Raw genomic sequence first — 15,244 nt, 5'->3', positions numbered from 1 at the left:
TGGGGGTGATCGAGGTCATTTGCCGTAGCCCTTGGTGAGTCCGGCGATGTACTGTCGCGAGAAGATCGCGAAGAGCAGGATGAGCGGGATCGCGCCGAGGGTGAGCGAGGCCAGCAGAGCCGGGTAGTCGTTCTGGAACTGGCCGACGAACTGCTGCACGCCGAGCGTCACGGTCTGATTGCCCTTGCTCGGCGCGAGGATCAGGGGGAACCACAGGTCGTTCCACACCGGCAGCATCGTGATCGAGGCGACGGCGGCGATCCCCACGCGGACGATCGGCAGGGTGATCGCGAGGGTGCGCCACTCTCCGGCCCCGTCGATGCGGGCGGCCTCCTTGAGCTCGGTCGGCACGGCGCGGAAGTACGTCATCATGAGCGCGATCGCGAGCGGCAGCTGCATCGCCGTGTAGACCAGCACGAGGGCGGTGAGCGTGTCCATGAGCCCGGTGGAGGTCATGATCTTCAGCAGAGGGACGGTGCCGAGCCGGATCGGCAGCATGATGCCGACGACGAAGAACCCGGCGAGCAGCGGCGTGATGCGCACCTTGTACTCCACGAGCGCCCAGGCGGCGATGGTCCCGAGGGCGATCGTGAGCACGATCGTGGCGAGCGTGACGATCAGGCTGTTCTGGTAGTTGAGCACGAAGTTGCCGCGGGTGAAGACGTTGATGTAGCCCTGCACGCTGAAGGTCTCGGCGTCGGGCAGGGCGAACGGCGATCCGAAGATGCCCTGCGTCGTCTTGAACGAGTTCATGAGGACGATGAGGATCGGGACGATCGACGAGATCGCCATGACGACGAGCAGAAGGTGCACGCCGCCTCCGGCGAGCAGATCGCGGATGGTGCGCGGACGGCGCCGCGGCGCGGGAGACGTCGTCGCGGCGCGGGTGGCGACGGGCGCTGCCGGGGGACGGGTGTCGATGGTCATCGGGGCTCCTAGAGCTCGTAGGTCTTCAGTCGGCGCTGGACGAGCCAGAAGTACGCGGCGGTCGTGACCAGGATGAGGAGGAAGATCACCGAGGCGACGGTCGCGCCGAGGTCGAGGTCGGCCACCTGTCCGCTGGATCCGAAGAACGAGCGGTAGAAGAAGGTACCGAGGATGTCGGTGGAGTAGTTCGGACCGGGCGCGGATCCGTTCAGCGCGTACACGATGTCGAATCCGTTGAACGTCCAGATGTAGGTGAGGATCGCGATCAGGCCGAACTGCGGGGCGATGAGCGGGAACTTGATGCGCCAGAACGTCGTCCAGGCCCCGGCTCCGTCGATGCGCGAGGCCTCGATCACGTCGTCGGGGATCGCGAGCAGCGCGGTGTAGAGGAAGATCATCGGGATGCCGATGTACTGCCACACCGACATCAGCGAGATCGTCGGAAGAGCCGTGGCCTCGGTCCCGAGCAGCGGGAACTCGACGAGACCCCATAGCGGGTTGATGATCAGTCGCCAGATGAACCCCACGATCACGACCGAGAGCGTGGCCGGCACGAACAGGAGAGTGCGGTAGACGCCGACCGATCGGCGCAGTCGTCCGGAGGTCAGGAGCGCCGCCATCAGCAGGCCGACCGGCAGCTCCACGAGCAGGTGGATGAGGAAGAACTCGACGTTGTTGCCGAGCGCGTTCCAGAACCGGGCGCTCGTGGTGGGGTTCGTGAAGAGGTCGACGTAGTTCGCGACGCCGACGAACGCGCTCGCCGACCCGGAGGACTCGAAGAAGCTCAGGACCACCGAGCTGATGAGCGGGTAGACCGAGAAGGCCACGTAGACCACCAGGGCCGGCAGCACGAACATCGCCAGCAGGCGGTATCGGGCGGGCGTGCGGATCATGCGGGATCTCCTGTGCGGATCGGTGCCGGGGCGGGAGACGTCCCGCCCCGGCGGCGGGTCACGGTGCGGGGGTGTACCAGGAGTCGAGGCCGGCCTGGAGTTCGGCCGTCGCCTCCTCGGGGGAGAGCCCCGAGTTGTACATGAGCTGCGCCACGCGCCAGATCTCGTCGTCGAGCGGAGGTTGGCCGGCGCTCAGCCGGTCGAGGGCGAGGCGCGAGGTGAGCTCGGCACCCTCCTTGAGGTCGGCGAACTGCTGCGCGAGGGCGTTGTCGTACTTCACGGCCTCGGTCCCCATCGAGAAGAATCCGGGGAGCTTGTTCACGTAGAGCTGCTGGAACTCGCTCGTTCCGAGCCACTCCAGGAACGCGGTCGCGGCCTCCTTCTGCTCGCTCGCGGCGTTGAGGCCGAACGCCATGTCCGCCATCTCCTGCTGATAGCGCTGATCGCCCTCGGACGCGGGCGGGGCGCCGAACACGCCGACGTCGAGGCCGGTCGACGTGACCTGGGAGATCTGCCACGATCCGTCGGGCAGGATCGCGGCCTTGCCGAGCGTGAAGAGCTGCGTCATGTCCTCGTACGAGATCGACTCGAAGCCCTGCGGGAGGTAGTCCGTGAACGAGTCGAACACACGGAACCCCTCCACGAAGTCGGGGTCCGTGAGCTTCTGGGTGCCGTCGATCAGGCCGAGTCGACCGTCCTCGCCCTTCCAGGCGTTCGGCCCGACCTGGTACAGCAGGTTGTACGCCAGCTGCCATCCGTCGGCGCTGCCGAGGGCGAGCGGCGCGTAGGTGCCGTCCTTCTTGATGGCGTCGAGCACCTCGAGGAACTCGTCCTGCGTCTGCGGGACCTCGAGGCCGAGCTCGTCGAAGATCGCGGTGTTGTAGTAGAAGCCGGCGAGCACCGACGCGACGGGGACGCAGTACGGCGTGCCGTCGTCACCCTCCCAGGCGGTGAGGGCGGACTCGGGGAAGGAGCCGATCGCCTTCACGTCGTCGAGGGGCTCGAAGTAGCCCTTCTCGATCCAGGAGCGGTTCACGTCGAAGGGGCGGCACATGATGAGGTCGGGGCCGGTGCCGCCCTCGATCTGCGACTGGATCGCCGCGTTGTAGTCGTTCGTGTCGATGGGTGCGTACTCGATCGCGATCCCCGGGTGGCTGGCCTCGAACGCGGGGATGATGTCGTTCTCCCACATCGTGGCGTCCTCGGTGCGCCAGGTGCCGAGCGTGAGGGTGACGGAGTCGCCGTCGTCCCCACCCCCCGTGGCGCATCCGGCGAGGCCGAGCGCGAGGGTGGTGGCGGCGAGGGCGGCGAGCGGTGCAGTGGCGGAGCGCATCTTGACCTTCTCTCTGGACATGAACGCGCGGTCTCGGGGTGACCTGCCGCACCGATGCGGCGGCGCGCGGTGCTGGTCAGCATATATAGGTCTCAATGCGGTAGCAAGAGGTATTATCCGAATCTCGGGATTGTCCTCAAAGACGCGCTTCTGATAGACATTGCTAAGACAAGTGGTATCTTGTGGATAACAACCTCTGAAGGAGGGCTCCAGTGATTCGTGTCGGCATCCTCGGCTCCGGGTTCATCGCAGACTCGTACGCCGACTCCCTGCTCGACGTCCGCGACGGCATCCTCGCCGCGAACTTCTCGCGCGACGCAGCCCGCGCCGCCGACTTCGCCGCACGCTGGAGCAGCCCGCGCACGTACACCGACATCGCCGAGCTGTGCGCCGACCCGGAGGTCGACGTGGTCGTCGTCGCGCTGCCGAACGAGGCCCACGTCGACGCCGTGCGCATCGCCGCAGCCGCCGGCAAGGGCATCATCTGCACCAAGCCGCTCGCCCCCACCGGCGCCGAGGCGGCCGAGATCCTGCGGATCGTCGAAGAGGCAGGAGTCTGGCACGGGTACGCCGAGAGCTCGGTGTTCTCGCCCAACGTGCAGAAGGCCCACGAGATGGCCCAGGCCGGCGGGATCGGACGACTCCTCACGATGCGCGCCCGGGAAGCGCACTCGGGTCCGCACGCGCCGCACTTCTGGGACGCCGAGACCGCCGGCGGCGGCGCCCTGCTCGACATGGGCTGCCACACCGTCGAATCCGCCCGCCACTTCTTCGGGAAGGACAACCCCGTCACCGAGGTGTTCGCCTGGGGGTCCACGCTCGTCCACGCCGACAAGACCACCGGTGAGGACACGGCCGTCGCGCTGCTGAAGTTCGCGGGCGGCGAGCTCGCGATCATCGAGTCCTCCTGGGCCGAGAAGGGCGGAATGCAGCTGCGCCACGAGTTCAGCGGAACCGAGGGGCGCCTCGTCACCGACACGTCCGTCACCCCGGTGTGGGGATTCCTCGGCGCGCCCGTCGGCTACCTCGTGGAGAAGGCGGACTCGGAGACCGGCTGGGTGCATCCCGTGCCCGAGGAGACCCGCGCCTACGGCTTCTCGCAGCAGATGAGGCACTTCATCGACCACTACGCGGCCGGGACCGTTCCGCTGGAGACATTCGAGGACGGATGGATCGTCAACTGCATCCTCGACGCGTGCTACCGCGCGATGCGCTCCGGCACCTGGGAGCGCGTGGTCCTCGAGCGCTGACGCCGGGATCCGCACGATGACGACGACGTCAGGACACGACGACATGACACACGACGACCGCACACGAGGAGAGACCGGGACGATGACGAGAGCACTGCCGGCCGGAGCGAACGCGCTGCTGGCCACCCTCGCCGCCGAGGAGATCGCCGCGAACCGCGCCACGCTGGAGCTCGCGGGGATCGCGACCGCCGACACGCACTACTCGTACGTGGGCCTCCTGCCGCCCGACAAGCGCCGCCTCCTCGCCGGGGAGGGCGTCCCGCGCCTCGTCCGCAGCTTCCTCATCGACATGACCACAGGAGCGTCGCACGACGTCGTGGTCGATCCGGACGCGGGAGCAGTGGTCTCGTCGCGCCGGCTCGACCCCGAGGTCGACGGCGCCGTCCCGGTCGTGATCCGCGAGTTCGGTCTCGTCGAGGAGATCGTGCACCGGGACGAGCGGTGGATCGCCGCGATGGCGAAGCGCGGTCTCACCGATCTCTCGCAGCTCCGGGTGAACCCGCTCTCGGCCGGCGTCCTGGCCGACGACGAGCGGGGTCGGCGCATCCAGCGGTGCTTCACGTTCGTGCAGCGCACCCCGGACGACCTCGGCTGGGCCCACCCCGTCGACGGTGTCACGGTGATGGTCGACGTCGTCACGGGCGAGGTGCTCGATGTGGTCGACCACATCGACCTGCCGGTGCCCTCGGAGGACGGGAACTACCACCTGCCCGACTGGCGCGGTCCCGACCGTCAGGGCCTCACGCCGATCGAGATCACGCAGCCCCAGGGCCCGAGCTTCACGATCGACGAGCACGGCGTGCTCGACTGGGCCGGCTGGCGACTGCAGATGGGCTTCGACCAGCGCGAGGGCCTCGTGCTGCACGACGTCTCGATCGCCGACGGCGACGTGCAGCGATCGGTGCTGTACCGCGCGTCGATCGCCGAGATGGTCGTGCCCTACGGCGACCCGAGCCCGCAGCGCTGGTTCCAGAACTTCTTCGACGGGGGAGAGTACCTCTTCGGCGGTTTCGCGAACTCGCTCGAGCTCGGCTGCGACTGCATCGGCGACATCACCTACCTCGATGCGATCGTGGCCGGGAACGACGGAGCGCCGCGCATCGTCCGACAGGCGATCTGCATCCATGAGGAGGACGCGGGGGTGCTCTGGAAGCACTCCGACAACTGGAACGGCTCCTCCGAGACGCGCCGCAACAGGCGTCTCGTCGTGAGCTTCTTCATGACGGTCGGCAACTACGACTACGGCTTCTACTGGTATTTCGGTCTCGACGGGGCGATCGAGTTCGAGGTCAAGGCGACCGGCATCGTGTTCACGTCCGCCTACCCCGGGAAGGGCTACCCCTTCGCGACCGAGGTCGCCCCGGGACTCGGCGCGCCGAACCACCAGCACCTGTTCAGCGCGCGCCTGGACGTCGCGATCGACGGACTCGCGAACGCGGTCGACGAGATCGAGGCGGTCGCCGTGCCGCGAGGCCCGCAGAACCCGCACGGCACCGGGTTCACGCAGAGCGTCACCCGGCTGCGCACCGAGTCCGAGGCCCAGCGGATCGCCGACAACCTCACCGGGCGGGTCTGGTTCATCGGCAACACCGAGGTGCAGAACCGGCTCGGCGAACCCGTCGGCTGGACGCTCTACCCGGAGGGCAAGCCGCTGCTGCTCGCCGACAGCGGATCCGACATCCACAAGCGCGCCACCTTCACGACCAGGCACCTCTGGGTCACGGCCTACGAACCCGACCAGCTGTATCCCGCGGGGGACTTCGTGAACCTGCACCCCGGCGGCGCCGGCCTGCCGCAGTGGGTGGCCGAGGACCGACCGGTCGACGGCACCGACATCGTGCTCTGGCACACGTTCGGCCTCACGCACTTCCCGCGCGTCGAGGACTGGCCGATCATGCCGGTCGACACGTGCGGGTTCGTGCTCAAGCCGCACGGGTTCTTCGGCCGCAACCCCTCACTCGACATCCCCGGAGCCGTCGGCCACTGCGCCGTCGACGCGGCGCATCACGACCACCACGCCGGTCACTGACCGGACGATCGCAAGGAACGACATGGACGGATACATCAGCTACGCCCAGGCCACCGCAGGCCAGGCCGAAGCGCTCGAGACGGCGATCCCGCGTATCGAGGCGCAGGTGCGCGCGCTCGCCGCAGACGGCGCCCTCACCGACGTGGGGCCGCTCTTCCTCGGCATCGGCGCCAGCCTCGCCGCCACGGCGCCCGCGGTCTGGCACCTGCGCGAGCGCGGCATTACCGCCTGGCGCCTGGACGCCGGTGACACCCCGCTGCCGTTGGCGACGGGCGCCCACCCGGTGATCGGCGTCTCGCAGAGCGGGCGCAGCAGCGAGACGATCGCCGCGCTGAACACGATCCCCTCGTCGCTGCGCTACGGCGTCGTGAACACCGTGCCGTCTCCGCTCTCGGAGCTCGCCACCCGTCTCGTGGGGCTCGGCACGATCCCCGACAGCTACGCCTCGACCATCGGCTACACCGCCACCGTCGTGGCGGTGAGCATGCTGGCCGAGGCCTGGGCCGGGGGCGACATCGATCCGGCGTGGCGCGACTTCGCCGCGCTCTTCCGCGAGACTGAGGACATGCTCGCTCCGCAGATCGACCGCGCCGCCGCGCTCGTCGCCTCCGCGCCCAGCCTCGACTTCGTCGGCGCCGGCCCCTCGACGGGGTCTGCCGAGGCCGGCGCTCTGCTGTTCCGGGAGGTCGCCAGGATCCCGGCGAGCGCCATGGGGACGAGACAGTACCTGCACGGGTCGATGGAGTCCGCGGGCGAAGGTGCGCACGTGCTGTTCGGCGGCGATCGCGAGCACCGCGTCGCACGCACGCTCAGCGATGCCGGGCACCGCGTCGTCCTCGTCACGACCGACGACGTCGACGGCGCCGAGCACCTCGAGACCGTGCGGCTGCCGCGCAGCTCCGCCACCGCGCGCGCTGTGCTCGAGGCGCTGTTCCTCCAGGGGCTCGTGGCCCGTGTCGCGGACGCTCGCGGGGTCGACATCGAGGAGTTCGTGTTCCACAACGACGACACCAAGGTCGACGCGACGGTCGAATCCGGAGTCGCGCAGTGACGGCCGCCGACGGCGACGGGGGGCTCGTCGTCGGCATGGACGTCGGCGGTACGAAGGCGGCGGTGCGCGCTGCCCGACCGGACGGCGAGACCGTCGTGGACGTCGTCGTCGGCTCAGGGGCCTGGGACGCGGAGCCGGCGGACGCCGCCGCGGACTGGCTGCTCGATGTGCTGGAGAGGTCGATGCCGGTGGGGGAGCGCATCCGCGCGCTGGTGATCGGCGCGCAGGGCCTCGACACCCCGCAGGTGGCGCGCGAGCTGGAGGAGGCTCTGCATCTCCGCGGCGTGCCGAGCGTGCGGTGCGTGAACGATGCCGCGCTGCTCGTCCCGGCGGCGGGGCTCGACGAGGGCATCGGCCTGATCGCGGGCACGGGGGCGATCGGCGTGGGCATCGACGCGCAGGGGGCGCAGATCTCGTCGGGAGGCTGGGGCTGGGTCATCGGCGACGAGGCGGGCGCGGCGGGTCTCGTGCGCGAGGCGACGAAGGCGGCGCTTCTGGCGCATGACGACGGAGACCCCGACGACGGTCTGCTCGGCGCGCTGCTGGCCGACTTCGGGGTGGCGGATGCCGAGCGCCTGGCCCGAGCGGTGAACGACGAGCCGACCATGGCGAACTGGGGGCCGCACGCGCCCGCCGTGTTCCGGGCCGCCGACCAGGGGTCCGAGCGGGCCCGCGCGGTGATCGACGCCGGCGCCGAGCACCTCGTGCGGCTCGTCGATCAGCTGCGCCGCCGCGGAGCGCGCGGTCAGGCGGTCGTCGCCGCCGGTGGCGTGATCACGGCGCAGCCGCGGCTGGCCGACGGCGTGCGGATCCGACTCGCCCAGCGGCATCCGGAGCTCCGGCTCGTGCTGCTCGACGATCAGCCCGTCGCCGGTGCCCTGTTCCTCGCGAGCCGACAGGCCTAGCGCGTCGGACCGGATCCCCGGGTGAACACCGTGCGCAGGCGGTACCTCTCGCCGACGTAGCGGATGGTGGAGAGGGCGACCACGCGCCCGTCCGCGCCGTGCGCGACCTGGCGCATCACGAGCAGCGGACTCCCCTCGGCGACGTGCAGCGCCTCCGCCGCCTGGGCGTCGGCCTCACGGGCCTCGACCGTGCTGTCGGCGCGCTGAGGCGCGGAGCCGGCATCGTCGAGCAGGTCGTACAGGGACTCGACCGTGAAGTCGGTGCCCGACACGTCGGGCAGCAGGGCGGCCGGGACGACGGAGGCGTCGAGGGCGATCGGCACGGCGTCGAGGAGGCGGATGCGGTCGAGACGGAACACCGGTGTGCCCGGGGCGACGCCGATCGCCTCGGCCTCGTCGAGGCTCGCGTACCCGGTCTCGGCGCGGCGCACGACCGAGGTGGACTCGAGTCCCATGCGTCGTGCCGTCTCGCTGAAGGATTCGAGGCTGTTGGGCCACTCCTTCGCGACGGGGGCGGAGGCGACGTACCAGCCCCGACCGTGCGAGGAGCTCAGCACGCCCTCCTCCACGAGTTGCAGCAGAGCCTTGCGCAGCGTGACGCGGCTGATGCCGAGCTGCGTGCACAGCTCGCGTTCCGGGGGGAGGCGCATGCCTTCGGCGAGGCGGCCGGACGAGATCTCGACCTTGATGAGGTTCACCGCCTGGATCCACAGCGGCTCCGGGTAGTCCGCGCGAATCGGTGACTCGCTGATGCTGCTCGTCATGCCTGCTCCCTCTGGATCAGTGTGTCTTCGATGCACGGTACACGGCACTCCTGCGCCATACCAATGACGACCATTCTAAGTCCTCGGCGTTACCGTCATTCGGGGGACGCGCCCGCATCCCACTCCGGGGTGAGCGGCGGCACCGCAAAGAAACCGCTGGTCACAGGCACGGGAAGGCCGCTCTCCGCGGATTCCTCGACCGCGAGCAGGACGTCGAGGACGTGGTATGCCAGAAGGCCGCTCGCACGCGGTTCACGACCAGCCCTGATCGCCTCGGCCATCTCCACCACTCCGACGCCCCGGGAGCGCGTCGACCCGGGCGCTGCGATCTCCGTCGGCTCCGGCACGGGTGTCCCGGCGGGGACGAGCGTGTTGGGCCCGTCGAAGCCGCTCACCGGCACGGTCAGCGTCCCGCCCGACCCGGTGACCTCGAACAGCTGGCGTCGCACGGGCGAGTCGAAGCTGTAGATCGAGGTGCCGACCACGCCGGAGCGGAAACGGGTGAGCACGCTGACGTGCGTCCAGACCTCCACGGGGATGCGGTTCCCCGCGCGCTCGCCATAGGGGACGGTGCGGACGTCGAACGCGCGGTGTCCGAGCGCCTGCACGCTCTCGACCGGTCCGAGCAGCAGCGCGAGCGCGGTGATGTAGTACGGACCGATGTCGAACAAGGGCCCGGCGCCGCGGGCGAAGAGGAAGTCGGGTCGCGGATGCCATGCGTCGGGACCGGGGCCCTGCATGAGCGTGAGGACGGTCTGCGGCGTGCCGATGCGCCCGTCGGCGATGAGGCGCTGGGAGTGCTGGACGCCGCGGCCGAGCACGGTGTCCGGCGCGTTGCCGACGAGCACGCCGGCCTCGGCGGCCGCGTCGAGGACGGCGCGGGCCGAGGTCCGATCGAGGGTCAGCGGCTTCTCGCTCCACACGTGCTTCCCCGCGGCGATCGCCTGCAGCGCGACCTCGGCGTGCACCGCGGGGATCGTGAGGTTGACGACCAGCTCGAGGCCGGGCAGCGCGAGCAGGTCCGCGGTCGTCCCGGACCAGGGGACGCCGTACCGGGCCGCCTGGTCGGCGGCGCGTCGTTCGTCGAGGTCGGCGACGCCCATCAGCTCGATCGTCGGCGCGGCGCTCAGGGTCGTGAGGTACTCGTCGGAGATGTTCCCCGCCCCGATCACTCCGACCCGCACCGGTCCCGCGCCGCGCGTCATGACAGCGCCGCCGCGAAGAACCGCGTGTTCCGCTCGACGGCCGGGAGCGGATCCCCGTCCACCACGACCTCGACGACCACGAGCTCGCACGAGCGCGCCGCCAGCGCGACGACCTCGCGCATGCGACCGACGACGGGGACGCCGAGCGCGGGCGGGTCGTCGGGCTCGGGCTCCTCGTCGTTGACGTGCACGGCGCTGATGCGGTCGGCCAGACGCGGCAGCAGCTCGAACACGTCGGCGCCGCCCACGCTCGCCCAGTACGTGTCCACCTCGAGCACGACCCTCTCGTCGAGCAGTTCGACCAGCAGCTCCCAGGCGGCACGACCGTCGATCAGCGTCGAGAACTCGAAGTCGTGGTTGTGATACCCGACCCGCAGGTCGTGTGCGGCGGCGACCTCCGCCGCCTCGTTGATCGTCCGGGCGAGGGACTCGACGCCGTCGCGATCGGCGAACAGCGCCGGATCCGCCCACGGCACCAGCAGCGTACGCACGCCGACCGTGCGGGCGGCGGCGATGGCGTCCTCGAGGGGCACGTCGAGCAGCTTGACGTGCGCGGTCGGGGCCGTGAGCCCGGCGTCCGCGAGCTCTGCGGCGAGCCGCTCGGGATCGGTGAGGATGTCGTAGGGCTCGACGAGCGCGTAGCCGAGGCCGGCGAGCCGACGCAGGGTGTCCGCGCGGCGGTCGCCGAGCTCGGTGCGCACGCTGTAGAGCTGGATCGAGAGCGCCGGCGTCGTGTCTGTCATGTCATCCGTTCCGGATCAGGCGGTCGAAGGCCGCGGAGAGGTCGTCGTCGAACGTGCGGCGCGCGGCGTCGGCCTCGTGCCAGGCGACGATGCGGCGTGCGCCCTCCGAGAACGTCACCCGCGGATGGAACCCGGGCACGAGGGTGCGCAGCTTCGTCGTGTCGAAGAGGATCGAGTGGCGGAAGTCCTCCTGCAGCACCTCCGCCCAGCCGGGGATCTCGCGCCCGATCGACTCGCTCGACCGGTGCGCGAGAAGCGGCTCGCGTACACCTGCGGCCTGCGCCAGAGTCGTGTGGATCTGATCCCAGGTGAGGATGTCGCCGCTCACGAGGTTGACGCTCTCGCCGACCGCGTGCTGGTTCCCGAGCAGGGGGACCAGCGCGCGGGCCACGTCGCTCGAATGCGTGAGCGTCCACAACGACGTGCCGTCTCCGTGCACGACGGAGGCCTCACCGCGCCGCATCCGCTCGATCGCCGTCCAGCTCACGGGGAAGATCATGGTCGTGTCGTCGTAGGTGTGCATGGGGCGCACGATGGTGAGGGGCAGCCCGCGTTCGCGATAGGCGTCCTCCAGCGCCAGCTCGGCCGCGAGCTTGTCCCGCGCGTACCCGAACACCGGATGCCGTCGGGGGCTCGACTCCGTGATGGGCAGCTGCGGCACGGGGCGACCGAACACGCTGCACGTGCTCACGAACACGTACTGACCCGTGCGGCCGGCGAAGCGGTCGACGTCGGGGAGCACGTGCTCGGGGGCGAAGCCCACCCAGTTGACGACCGCGTCATACTCGTCGTCGCCCAGCGCGGCGTCGAGCGAGGCCGCATCGCGCACGTCGGCGCGCACCGAGCGGACCTCGGTGGGCAGCGGTCGGCGGTGCTCGCCGCGCGTGACCACCGTGAGGTCGATGCCCGCGGCGACCGCCTCCCGGGCGACGGCCGAGCCGATCATCCCGGCGCCGCCGAGGAACAGCACCCGCAGAGCGCTCATCGGGTGCCCGCCGTCACGCCGTGGCCCGTGAGGTAGCGATAGGACTCGTCGAGAGCGAGGAAGGGATCGACGTCGAGACGCTCGAGCTCCACGATGTGCCACTCCAGCGTCGACGGCTCCCGGAGCGCGCCCAGCACGTCGACCGAGCCCTGGCCGATCGGCACGAGCGTGTCGTGCCCGTACGTGAGCGCCGGACCGTCCTTGACGTGCACGTAGCGCAGGCGGGGTCCGATCGAGCGCACGACCGCGGCGGGGGACGCGCCGCCGACGGCCGCCCAGTACAGGTCGAGCTCGACCCTGGCGTCGGGGTGCAGACGCTCCAGCAGCAGATCGTAGGCGGGACGCCCGTCGATCTCGTTCCGGAACTCGGCGTGGTGGTTGTGATACGCCACCGTCATGCCGTAGGCGCTCGCCGCGTCGACTCCGCCGTTGACGCGTTCGAGGCCGCGCTCGATCGCGTCGAGGTCGTCGAACTCCTCGGCCTCCATACTCCACGCGAGGTTCGGGGCGCCCAGCTCGGCGTACTCGTCGAGGATGCGCGTGGCGTCCGGTCCGTGCGGGAAGGGCGCGTGCGCGCTGACGACCCGCAGGCCGGTGCGTTCCAGCATCCGCTTCACGTCCGCCGCCGAGCGGCCGTGCAGACCGTAGGTCTCGACGCCGGTGTAGCCGAGGGCGGCGATGCGCTCGAGCACGCCCTCGAAGTCGTCGTCGAGCAGCGCGTCGACCGTGTACAGCATGACGGCGGCGCCGGGGAGGCTCATGCGCGGCCCGCCCAGCGGATCGCCTGGATCACGAGGCGCTGGAACGCGGGCTCGCCCCACGAGCGCATGTCGTGTCCGAGGGCGAGGTACACCACGCGGCCGTCGCCGACCTCGCGCGCGTACAGCACGGGGATGCGGACGCCGTCGTCGCGCGTGCGCTCGGCGAGCACGACGTGATCGTCGTCGGCGAACGCGAACTCGTAGTACTCGTCGAACAGCTCGAAGTCCTCGACGCCGGCGGTGATCGGGTGCTCCGCGACGATCTCGATGCGGTGCCGTCCCTCGTGGTGGCCGGGGCCGTGCGAGAGGTAGTGGTTGCCGAGGAGGTCTCGGTGCGCGCGGTCCGCGCCCGCAGGATCGGCCATGACGTTCGACATGTGCAGGGCGACGAGGCCCGTCCCGCCGGCGACCGTGTCCGCGAGGGCCTCCTGCTGCCGGGTGGGGAAGAGGGCACCGGAGTCGTAGAGCACGAAGACGTCGGCATCCGCCGTGTCCGGTCGGGGGTCCGCGAAGCGCTGCATCCCGACGGCCGCGGCGGTCGCGAAGCCGGCGGCGGCGCCGAGGCGTGTGAGGACGCCGGCGGCGCCCAGGAGGTCGTGGTGGGTGTCGTCACCGCCGACGACGACGAGGGCGCGGGGACTGCGGGACATGGTGCGGGACTCCTCGGGGTGGGGATGGACCGGGGCGCCTCCGCGCGGAGGCGCCCCGGGTGTCGTCACTTCTGGGGCTGGAGCTCCAGGGCGACGACGGGATTGACGAAGGCGCCCCAGTACGGGTCGGCCTCCTCCGGCCAGCCGGTGGCCTTCTTCTCGCTCCACCCGGCGTACGCCTGGTAGTACGAGAGCACGAGCCACGGCATCTCCTCGATGAACTGCTCCTCGAGACCGGTGACGGCCGCGGTGCGCTCGTCGTCGGTCGTCGCGGCGAAGTAGTCCGCGAAGTACTGCGCGATCTCCGGGTCCTCGGTGCGCTGGATGTTCTGGTACGTCGGGATCGCCTCGCCGATCGGCAGCGAGTAGGCGGGGTTCATCCACGAGTCGTACAGGTTGACCGCGAGGATCTGGGTCGCGATCGGGTAGCCGATCGTCGCCTGGAACTCGCCCTTGCTCGTGATGCCGTTGATCGCCTCGACCGCGACGCCGTTCACGTCGACCTTGAAGCCGGCCTCCTTGAGGTTGGACTGGATGATCTGCGCCGCCGCGACCTGCTCGGTGAACGCCTGCGGGATCGTGATCTCGAAGGCCAGCTGCTGGCCGTCGCGCTCGTAGTAGCCGTCCGATCCCATCGTGAAGCCGAGTCCCTCGAGGATCTTCTTGGCGCCGTCGACGTCGTACTCGTAGACCTCCTTCTCGAGACCAGGCGCGATCGCATCCTCGAACACGGGCAGCGGCAGGCCACCCTTCCACGTCGCCGCCGGACGGTTCGCCACGTCGGCGACCTGCTGGCGGTCGATCGCGAGGCTCGCCGCCTCGCGGATCTCGCGCTCGTTGAACGGGAAGCTCTGGTTGTTCGTGATGAGGCCGTCGGCTCCGACCACGGACCAGAGGATGTGGTAGTCCGGGCTCTTCGAGAGGAAGGTCTCCTCGACGTTCGCCATGTAGCAGCTGCACCAGTCGACGTCGCCCTGCACCATGGCCTGCGACACCGCCGTGTTGTCCTTGTACGGGACGAAGCGCAGACCATCGATCGCGGGCTTGCCCTTCTGCCAGTAGTCCGGGTTCTTCACGAGCGTGTAGCTCTCGGGCGTGAAGGTGTCGAGCATGAACGGCCCGGTGCCCACCGGCTTCTCGTCGGCGTACCCGGCGACGTCGTCGATCTCGCCGTAGACGTGCTCCGGCACGATGCTCAGGTAGATGATCTTGTCGAAGAAGTTCGCCGAGGGGGTCGCGAACGAGAGCACCACGGAGTGCTCCTCCGGGGCCGTGATGGTGTCGAACTGGATGCCGGTGAGGTTGAGCTCGGGGTGGTCGCGGATCAGCTCGTAGCTGTACACGACATCGTCGGCCGTGAAGGCCTCGCCGTCGGTCCAGCTGACGTCGTCGCGGAGCTGGAGGGACAGCTCCGTGCCCTCCGTGTTCCACTCCCACTCGGTGGCGAGCCAGGGCTTGAAGTCGCCGGCCTTGGTCGTGTTGACCTGCACGAGGGGCTCGTAGATCATGCCCTCGGAACCGAGCTGGTAGGCGGTGGTGGGCAGGTAGGGGTTGAACACCTGCTGCACGGATGCCGAGGATCGGCCGACCGTGAGGATGGTGCCGCCCGCGGTGTCGCCCGTGCTGGGGGCGCAGGCCGCGAGGCCGGTGATGAGTGCTGCGACGGCCAGCGTGGCGATGGCCGCTCGTCTCGACGTGCGCGTGGGCATGTCGACGTCCTTTCTCGGGGGGATCGGTCTCGGGATTTC

Annotated in this window: 14 protein-coding genes; 4 read left to right on the top strand and 10 right to left on the bottom strand. The window is 70.0% G+C overall.

Annotation, left to right across the window (positions count from 1 at the left end):
• Nucleotides 1-15: 15 nt before the first annotated feature.
• Genes ACIPY8_RS11455 through ACIPY8_RS11445 form a run of 3 tightly spaced genes read right to left on the bottom strand, consistent with a single transcriptional unit; the run spans nucleotide 16 to nucleotide 3,153 of the window.
• The gene (locus ACIPY8_RS11455) at nucleotides 16-927 is read right to left on the bottom strand and encodes a carbohydrate ABC transporter permease (protein ID WP_400818138.1); all 912 of its coding nucleotides are present in this window, start codon (nucleotides 925-927) and stop codon (nucleotides 16-18) included.
• A gap of 8 nt (nucleotides 928-935) precedes the next feature.
• The gene (locus ACIPY8_RS11450; RefSeq protein WP_400818136.1) at nucleotides 936-1,820 is read right to left on the bottom strand and encodes a carbohydrate ABC transporter permease; all 885 of its coding nucleotides are present in this window, start codon (nucleotides 1,818-1,820) and stop codon (nucleotides 936-938) included.
• 58 nt (nucleotides 1,821-1,878) lie between these two features.
• Nucleotides 1,879-3,153, bottom strand: coding sequence for an ABC transporter substrate-binding protein (locus tag ACIPY8_RS11445; protein WP_400818134.1), 1,275 nt, complete (start codon nucleotides 3,151-3,153; stop codon nucleotides 1,879-1,881).
• Between the two features lie 212 nt (nucleotides 3,154-3,365).
• Between ACIPY8_RS11445 and ACIPY8_RS11440 the strand changes: the two genes are divergently transcribed.
• The 4 genes from ACIPY8_RS11440 to ACIPY8_RS11425 all read left to right on the top strand — a co-directional run bounded on the left by ACIPY8_RS11440 (nucleotide 3,366) and on the right by ACIPY8_RS11425 (nucleotide 8,388).
• Nucleotides 3,366-4,403 (top strand): Gfo/Idh/MocA family protein, encoded by a 1,038-nt coding sequence (locus tag ACIPY8_RS11440; RefSeq protein ID WP_400818132.1) that lies wholly within the window; start codon nucleotides 3,366-3,368, stop codon nucleotides 4,401-4,403.
• An 82-nt stretch (nucleotides 4,404-4,485) separates the two neighbouring features.
• Complete coding sequence (locus ACIPY8_RS11435; protein WP_400818130.1) at nucleotides 4,486-6,432, top strand: primary-amine oxidase; 1,947 nt, start codon at nucleotides 4,486-4,488, stop codon at nucleotides 6,430-6,432.
• Nucleotides 6,433-6,454: 22 nt separating this feature from the next.
• Entirely contained in the window at nucleotides 6,455-7,483 is a 1,029-nt protein-coding gene (locus ACIPY8_RS11430; protein WP_400818129.1) for an SIS domain-containing protein, read from the top strand.
• Nucleotides 7,480-8,388, top strand: coding sequence for an N-acetylglucosamine kinase (locus ACIPY8_RS11425; protein WP_400818127.1), 909 nt, complete (start codon nucleotides 7,480-7,482; stop codon nucleotides 8,386-8,388). The genes ACIPY8_RS11430 and ACIPY8_RS11425 overlap by 4 nt, the downstream gene beginning before the upstream one ends.
• On the opposite strand, the gene ACIPY8_RS11420 is transcribed toward ACIPY8_RS11425, so the two are convergent.
• From ACIPY8_RS11420 to ACIPY8_RS11390, 7 genes are all read right to left on the bottom strand, one after another.
• Nucleotides 8,385-9,152: a GntR family transcriptional regulator gene (locus ACIPY8_RS11420; protein ID WP_400818125.1), complete on the bottom strand. Its 768-nt coding sequence runs from the start codon at nucleotides 9,150-9,152 to the stop codon at nucleotides 8,385-8,387. The genes ACIPY8_RS11425 and ACIPY8_RS11420 overlap by 4 nt on opposite strands.
• A 95-nt stretch (nucleotides 9,153-9,247) precedes the next feature.
• Entirely contained in the window at nucleotides 9,248-10,357 is a 1,110-nt protein-coding gene (locus ACIPY8_RS11415) for a Gfo/Idh/MocA family protein (RefSeq protein ID WP_400818123.1), read from the bottom strand.
• On the bottom strand, nucleotides 10,354-11,100 hold the full coding sequence (locus tag ACIPY8_RS11410; protein ID WP_400818122.1) for a sugar phosphate isomerase/epimerase family protein: 747 nt from the start codon (nucleotides 11,098-11,100) through the stop codon (nucleotides 10,354-10,356). Before ACIPY8_RS11410 ends, ACIPY8_RS11415 begins: the two co-directional genes overlap by 4 nt.
• Before the next feature lies 1 nt (nucleotide 11,101).
• Complete coding sequence (locus ACIPY8_RS11405) at nucleotides 11,102-12,085, bottom strand: NAD-dependent epimerase/dehydratase family protein (RefSeq protein WP_400818120.1); 984 nt, start codon at nucleotides 12,083-12,085, stop codon at nucleotides 11,102-11,104.
• Entirely contained in the window at nucleotides 12,082-12,846 is a 765-nt protein-coding gene (locus ACIPY8_RS11400) for a sugar phosphate isomerase/epimerase family protein (protein ID WP_400818118.1), read from the bottom strand. The genes ACIPY8_RS11405 and ACIPY8_RS11400 overlap by 4 nt, the downstream gene beginning before the upstream one ends.
• A complete protein-coding gene (locus ACIPY8_RS11395; RefSeq protein ID WP_400818116.1) occupies nucleotides 12,843-13,496 on the bottom strand; it encodes a ThuA domain-containing protein in 654 nt (217 codons plus the stop codon). Before ACIPY8_RS11395 ends, ACIPY8_RS11400 begins: the two co-directional genes overlap by 4 nt.
• 65 nt (nucleotides 13,497-13,561) lie before the next feature.
• Entirely contained in the window at nucleotides 13,562-15,205 is a 1,644-nt protein-coding gene (locus tag ACIPY8_RS11390) for an ABC transporter substrate-binding protein (protein WP_400818114.1), read from the bottom strand.
• Between the last annotated feature and the right edge of the window lie 39 nt (nucleotides 15,206-15,244).

This window comes from Microbacterium sp. NPDC089696, assembly GCF_044749125.1.
Classification (GTDB): domain Bacteria; phylum Actinomycetota; class Actinomycetes; order Actinomycetales; family Microbacteriaceae; genus Microbacterium.
This window is presented reverse-complemented; position numbering and strand designations above follow the sequence as displayed.

What these genes read in the sequence shown, in the direction of transcription:
- ACIPY8_RS11455 (WP_400818138.1), bottom strand. Translation starts at nt 927, where the DNA reads ATGACCATCGACACCCGTCCCCCGGCAGCGCCCGTCGCCACCCGCGCC.
- ACIPY8_RS11450 (WP_400818136.1), bottom strand. Translation starts at nt 1,820, where the DNA reads ATGATCCGCACGCCCGCCCGATACCGCCTGCTGGCGATGTTCGTGCTG.
- ACIPY8_RS11445 (WP_400818134.1), bottom strand. Translation starts at nt 3,153, where the DNA reads ATGCGCTCCGCCACTGCACCGCTCGCCGCCCTCGCCGCCACCACCCTC.
- ACIPY8_RS11435 (WP_400818130.1), top strand. Translation starts at nt 4,486, where the DNA reads ATGACGAGAGCACTGCCGGCCGGAGCGAACGCGCTGCTGGCCACCCTC.
- ACIPY8_RS11430 (WP_400818129.1), top strand. Translation starts at nt 6,455, where the DNA reads ATGGACGGATACATCAGCTACGCCCAGGCCACCGCAGGCCAGGCCGAA.
- ACIPY8_RS11420 (WP_400818125.1), bottom strand. Translation starts at nt 9,152, where the DNA reads ATGACGAGCAGCATCAGCGAGTCACCGATTCGCGCGGACTACCCGGAG.
- ACIPY8_RS11415 (WP_400818123.1), bottom strand. Translation starts at nt 10,357, where the DNA reads ATGACGCGCGGCGCGGGACCGGTGCGGGTCGGAGTGATCGGGGCGGGG.
- ACIPY8_RS11410 (WP_400818122.1), bottom strand. Translation starts at nt 11,100, where the DNA reads ATGACAGACACGACGCCGGCGCTCTCGATCCAGCTCTACAGCGTGCGC.
- ACIPY8_RS11405 (WP_400818120.1), bottom strand. Translation starts at nt 12,085, where the DNA reads ATGAGCGCTCTGCGGGTGCTGTTCCTCGGCGGCGCCGGGATGATCGGC.
- ACIPY8_RS11400 (WP_400818118.1), bottom strand. Translation starts at nt 12,846, where the DNA reads ATGAGCCTCCCCGGCGCCGCCGTCATGCTGTACACGGTCGACGCGCTG.
- ACIPY8_RS11395 (WP_400818116.1), bottom strand. Translation starts at nt 13,496, where the DNA reads ATGTCCCGCAGTCCCCGCGCCCTCGTCGTCGTCGGCGGTGACGACACC.
- ACIPY8_RS11390 (WP_400818114.1), bottom strand. Translation starts at nt 15,205, where the DNA reads ATGCCCACGCGCACGTCGAGACGAGCGGCCATCGCCACGCTGGCCGTC.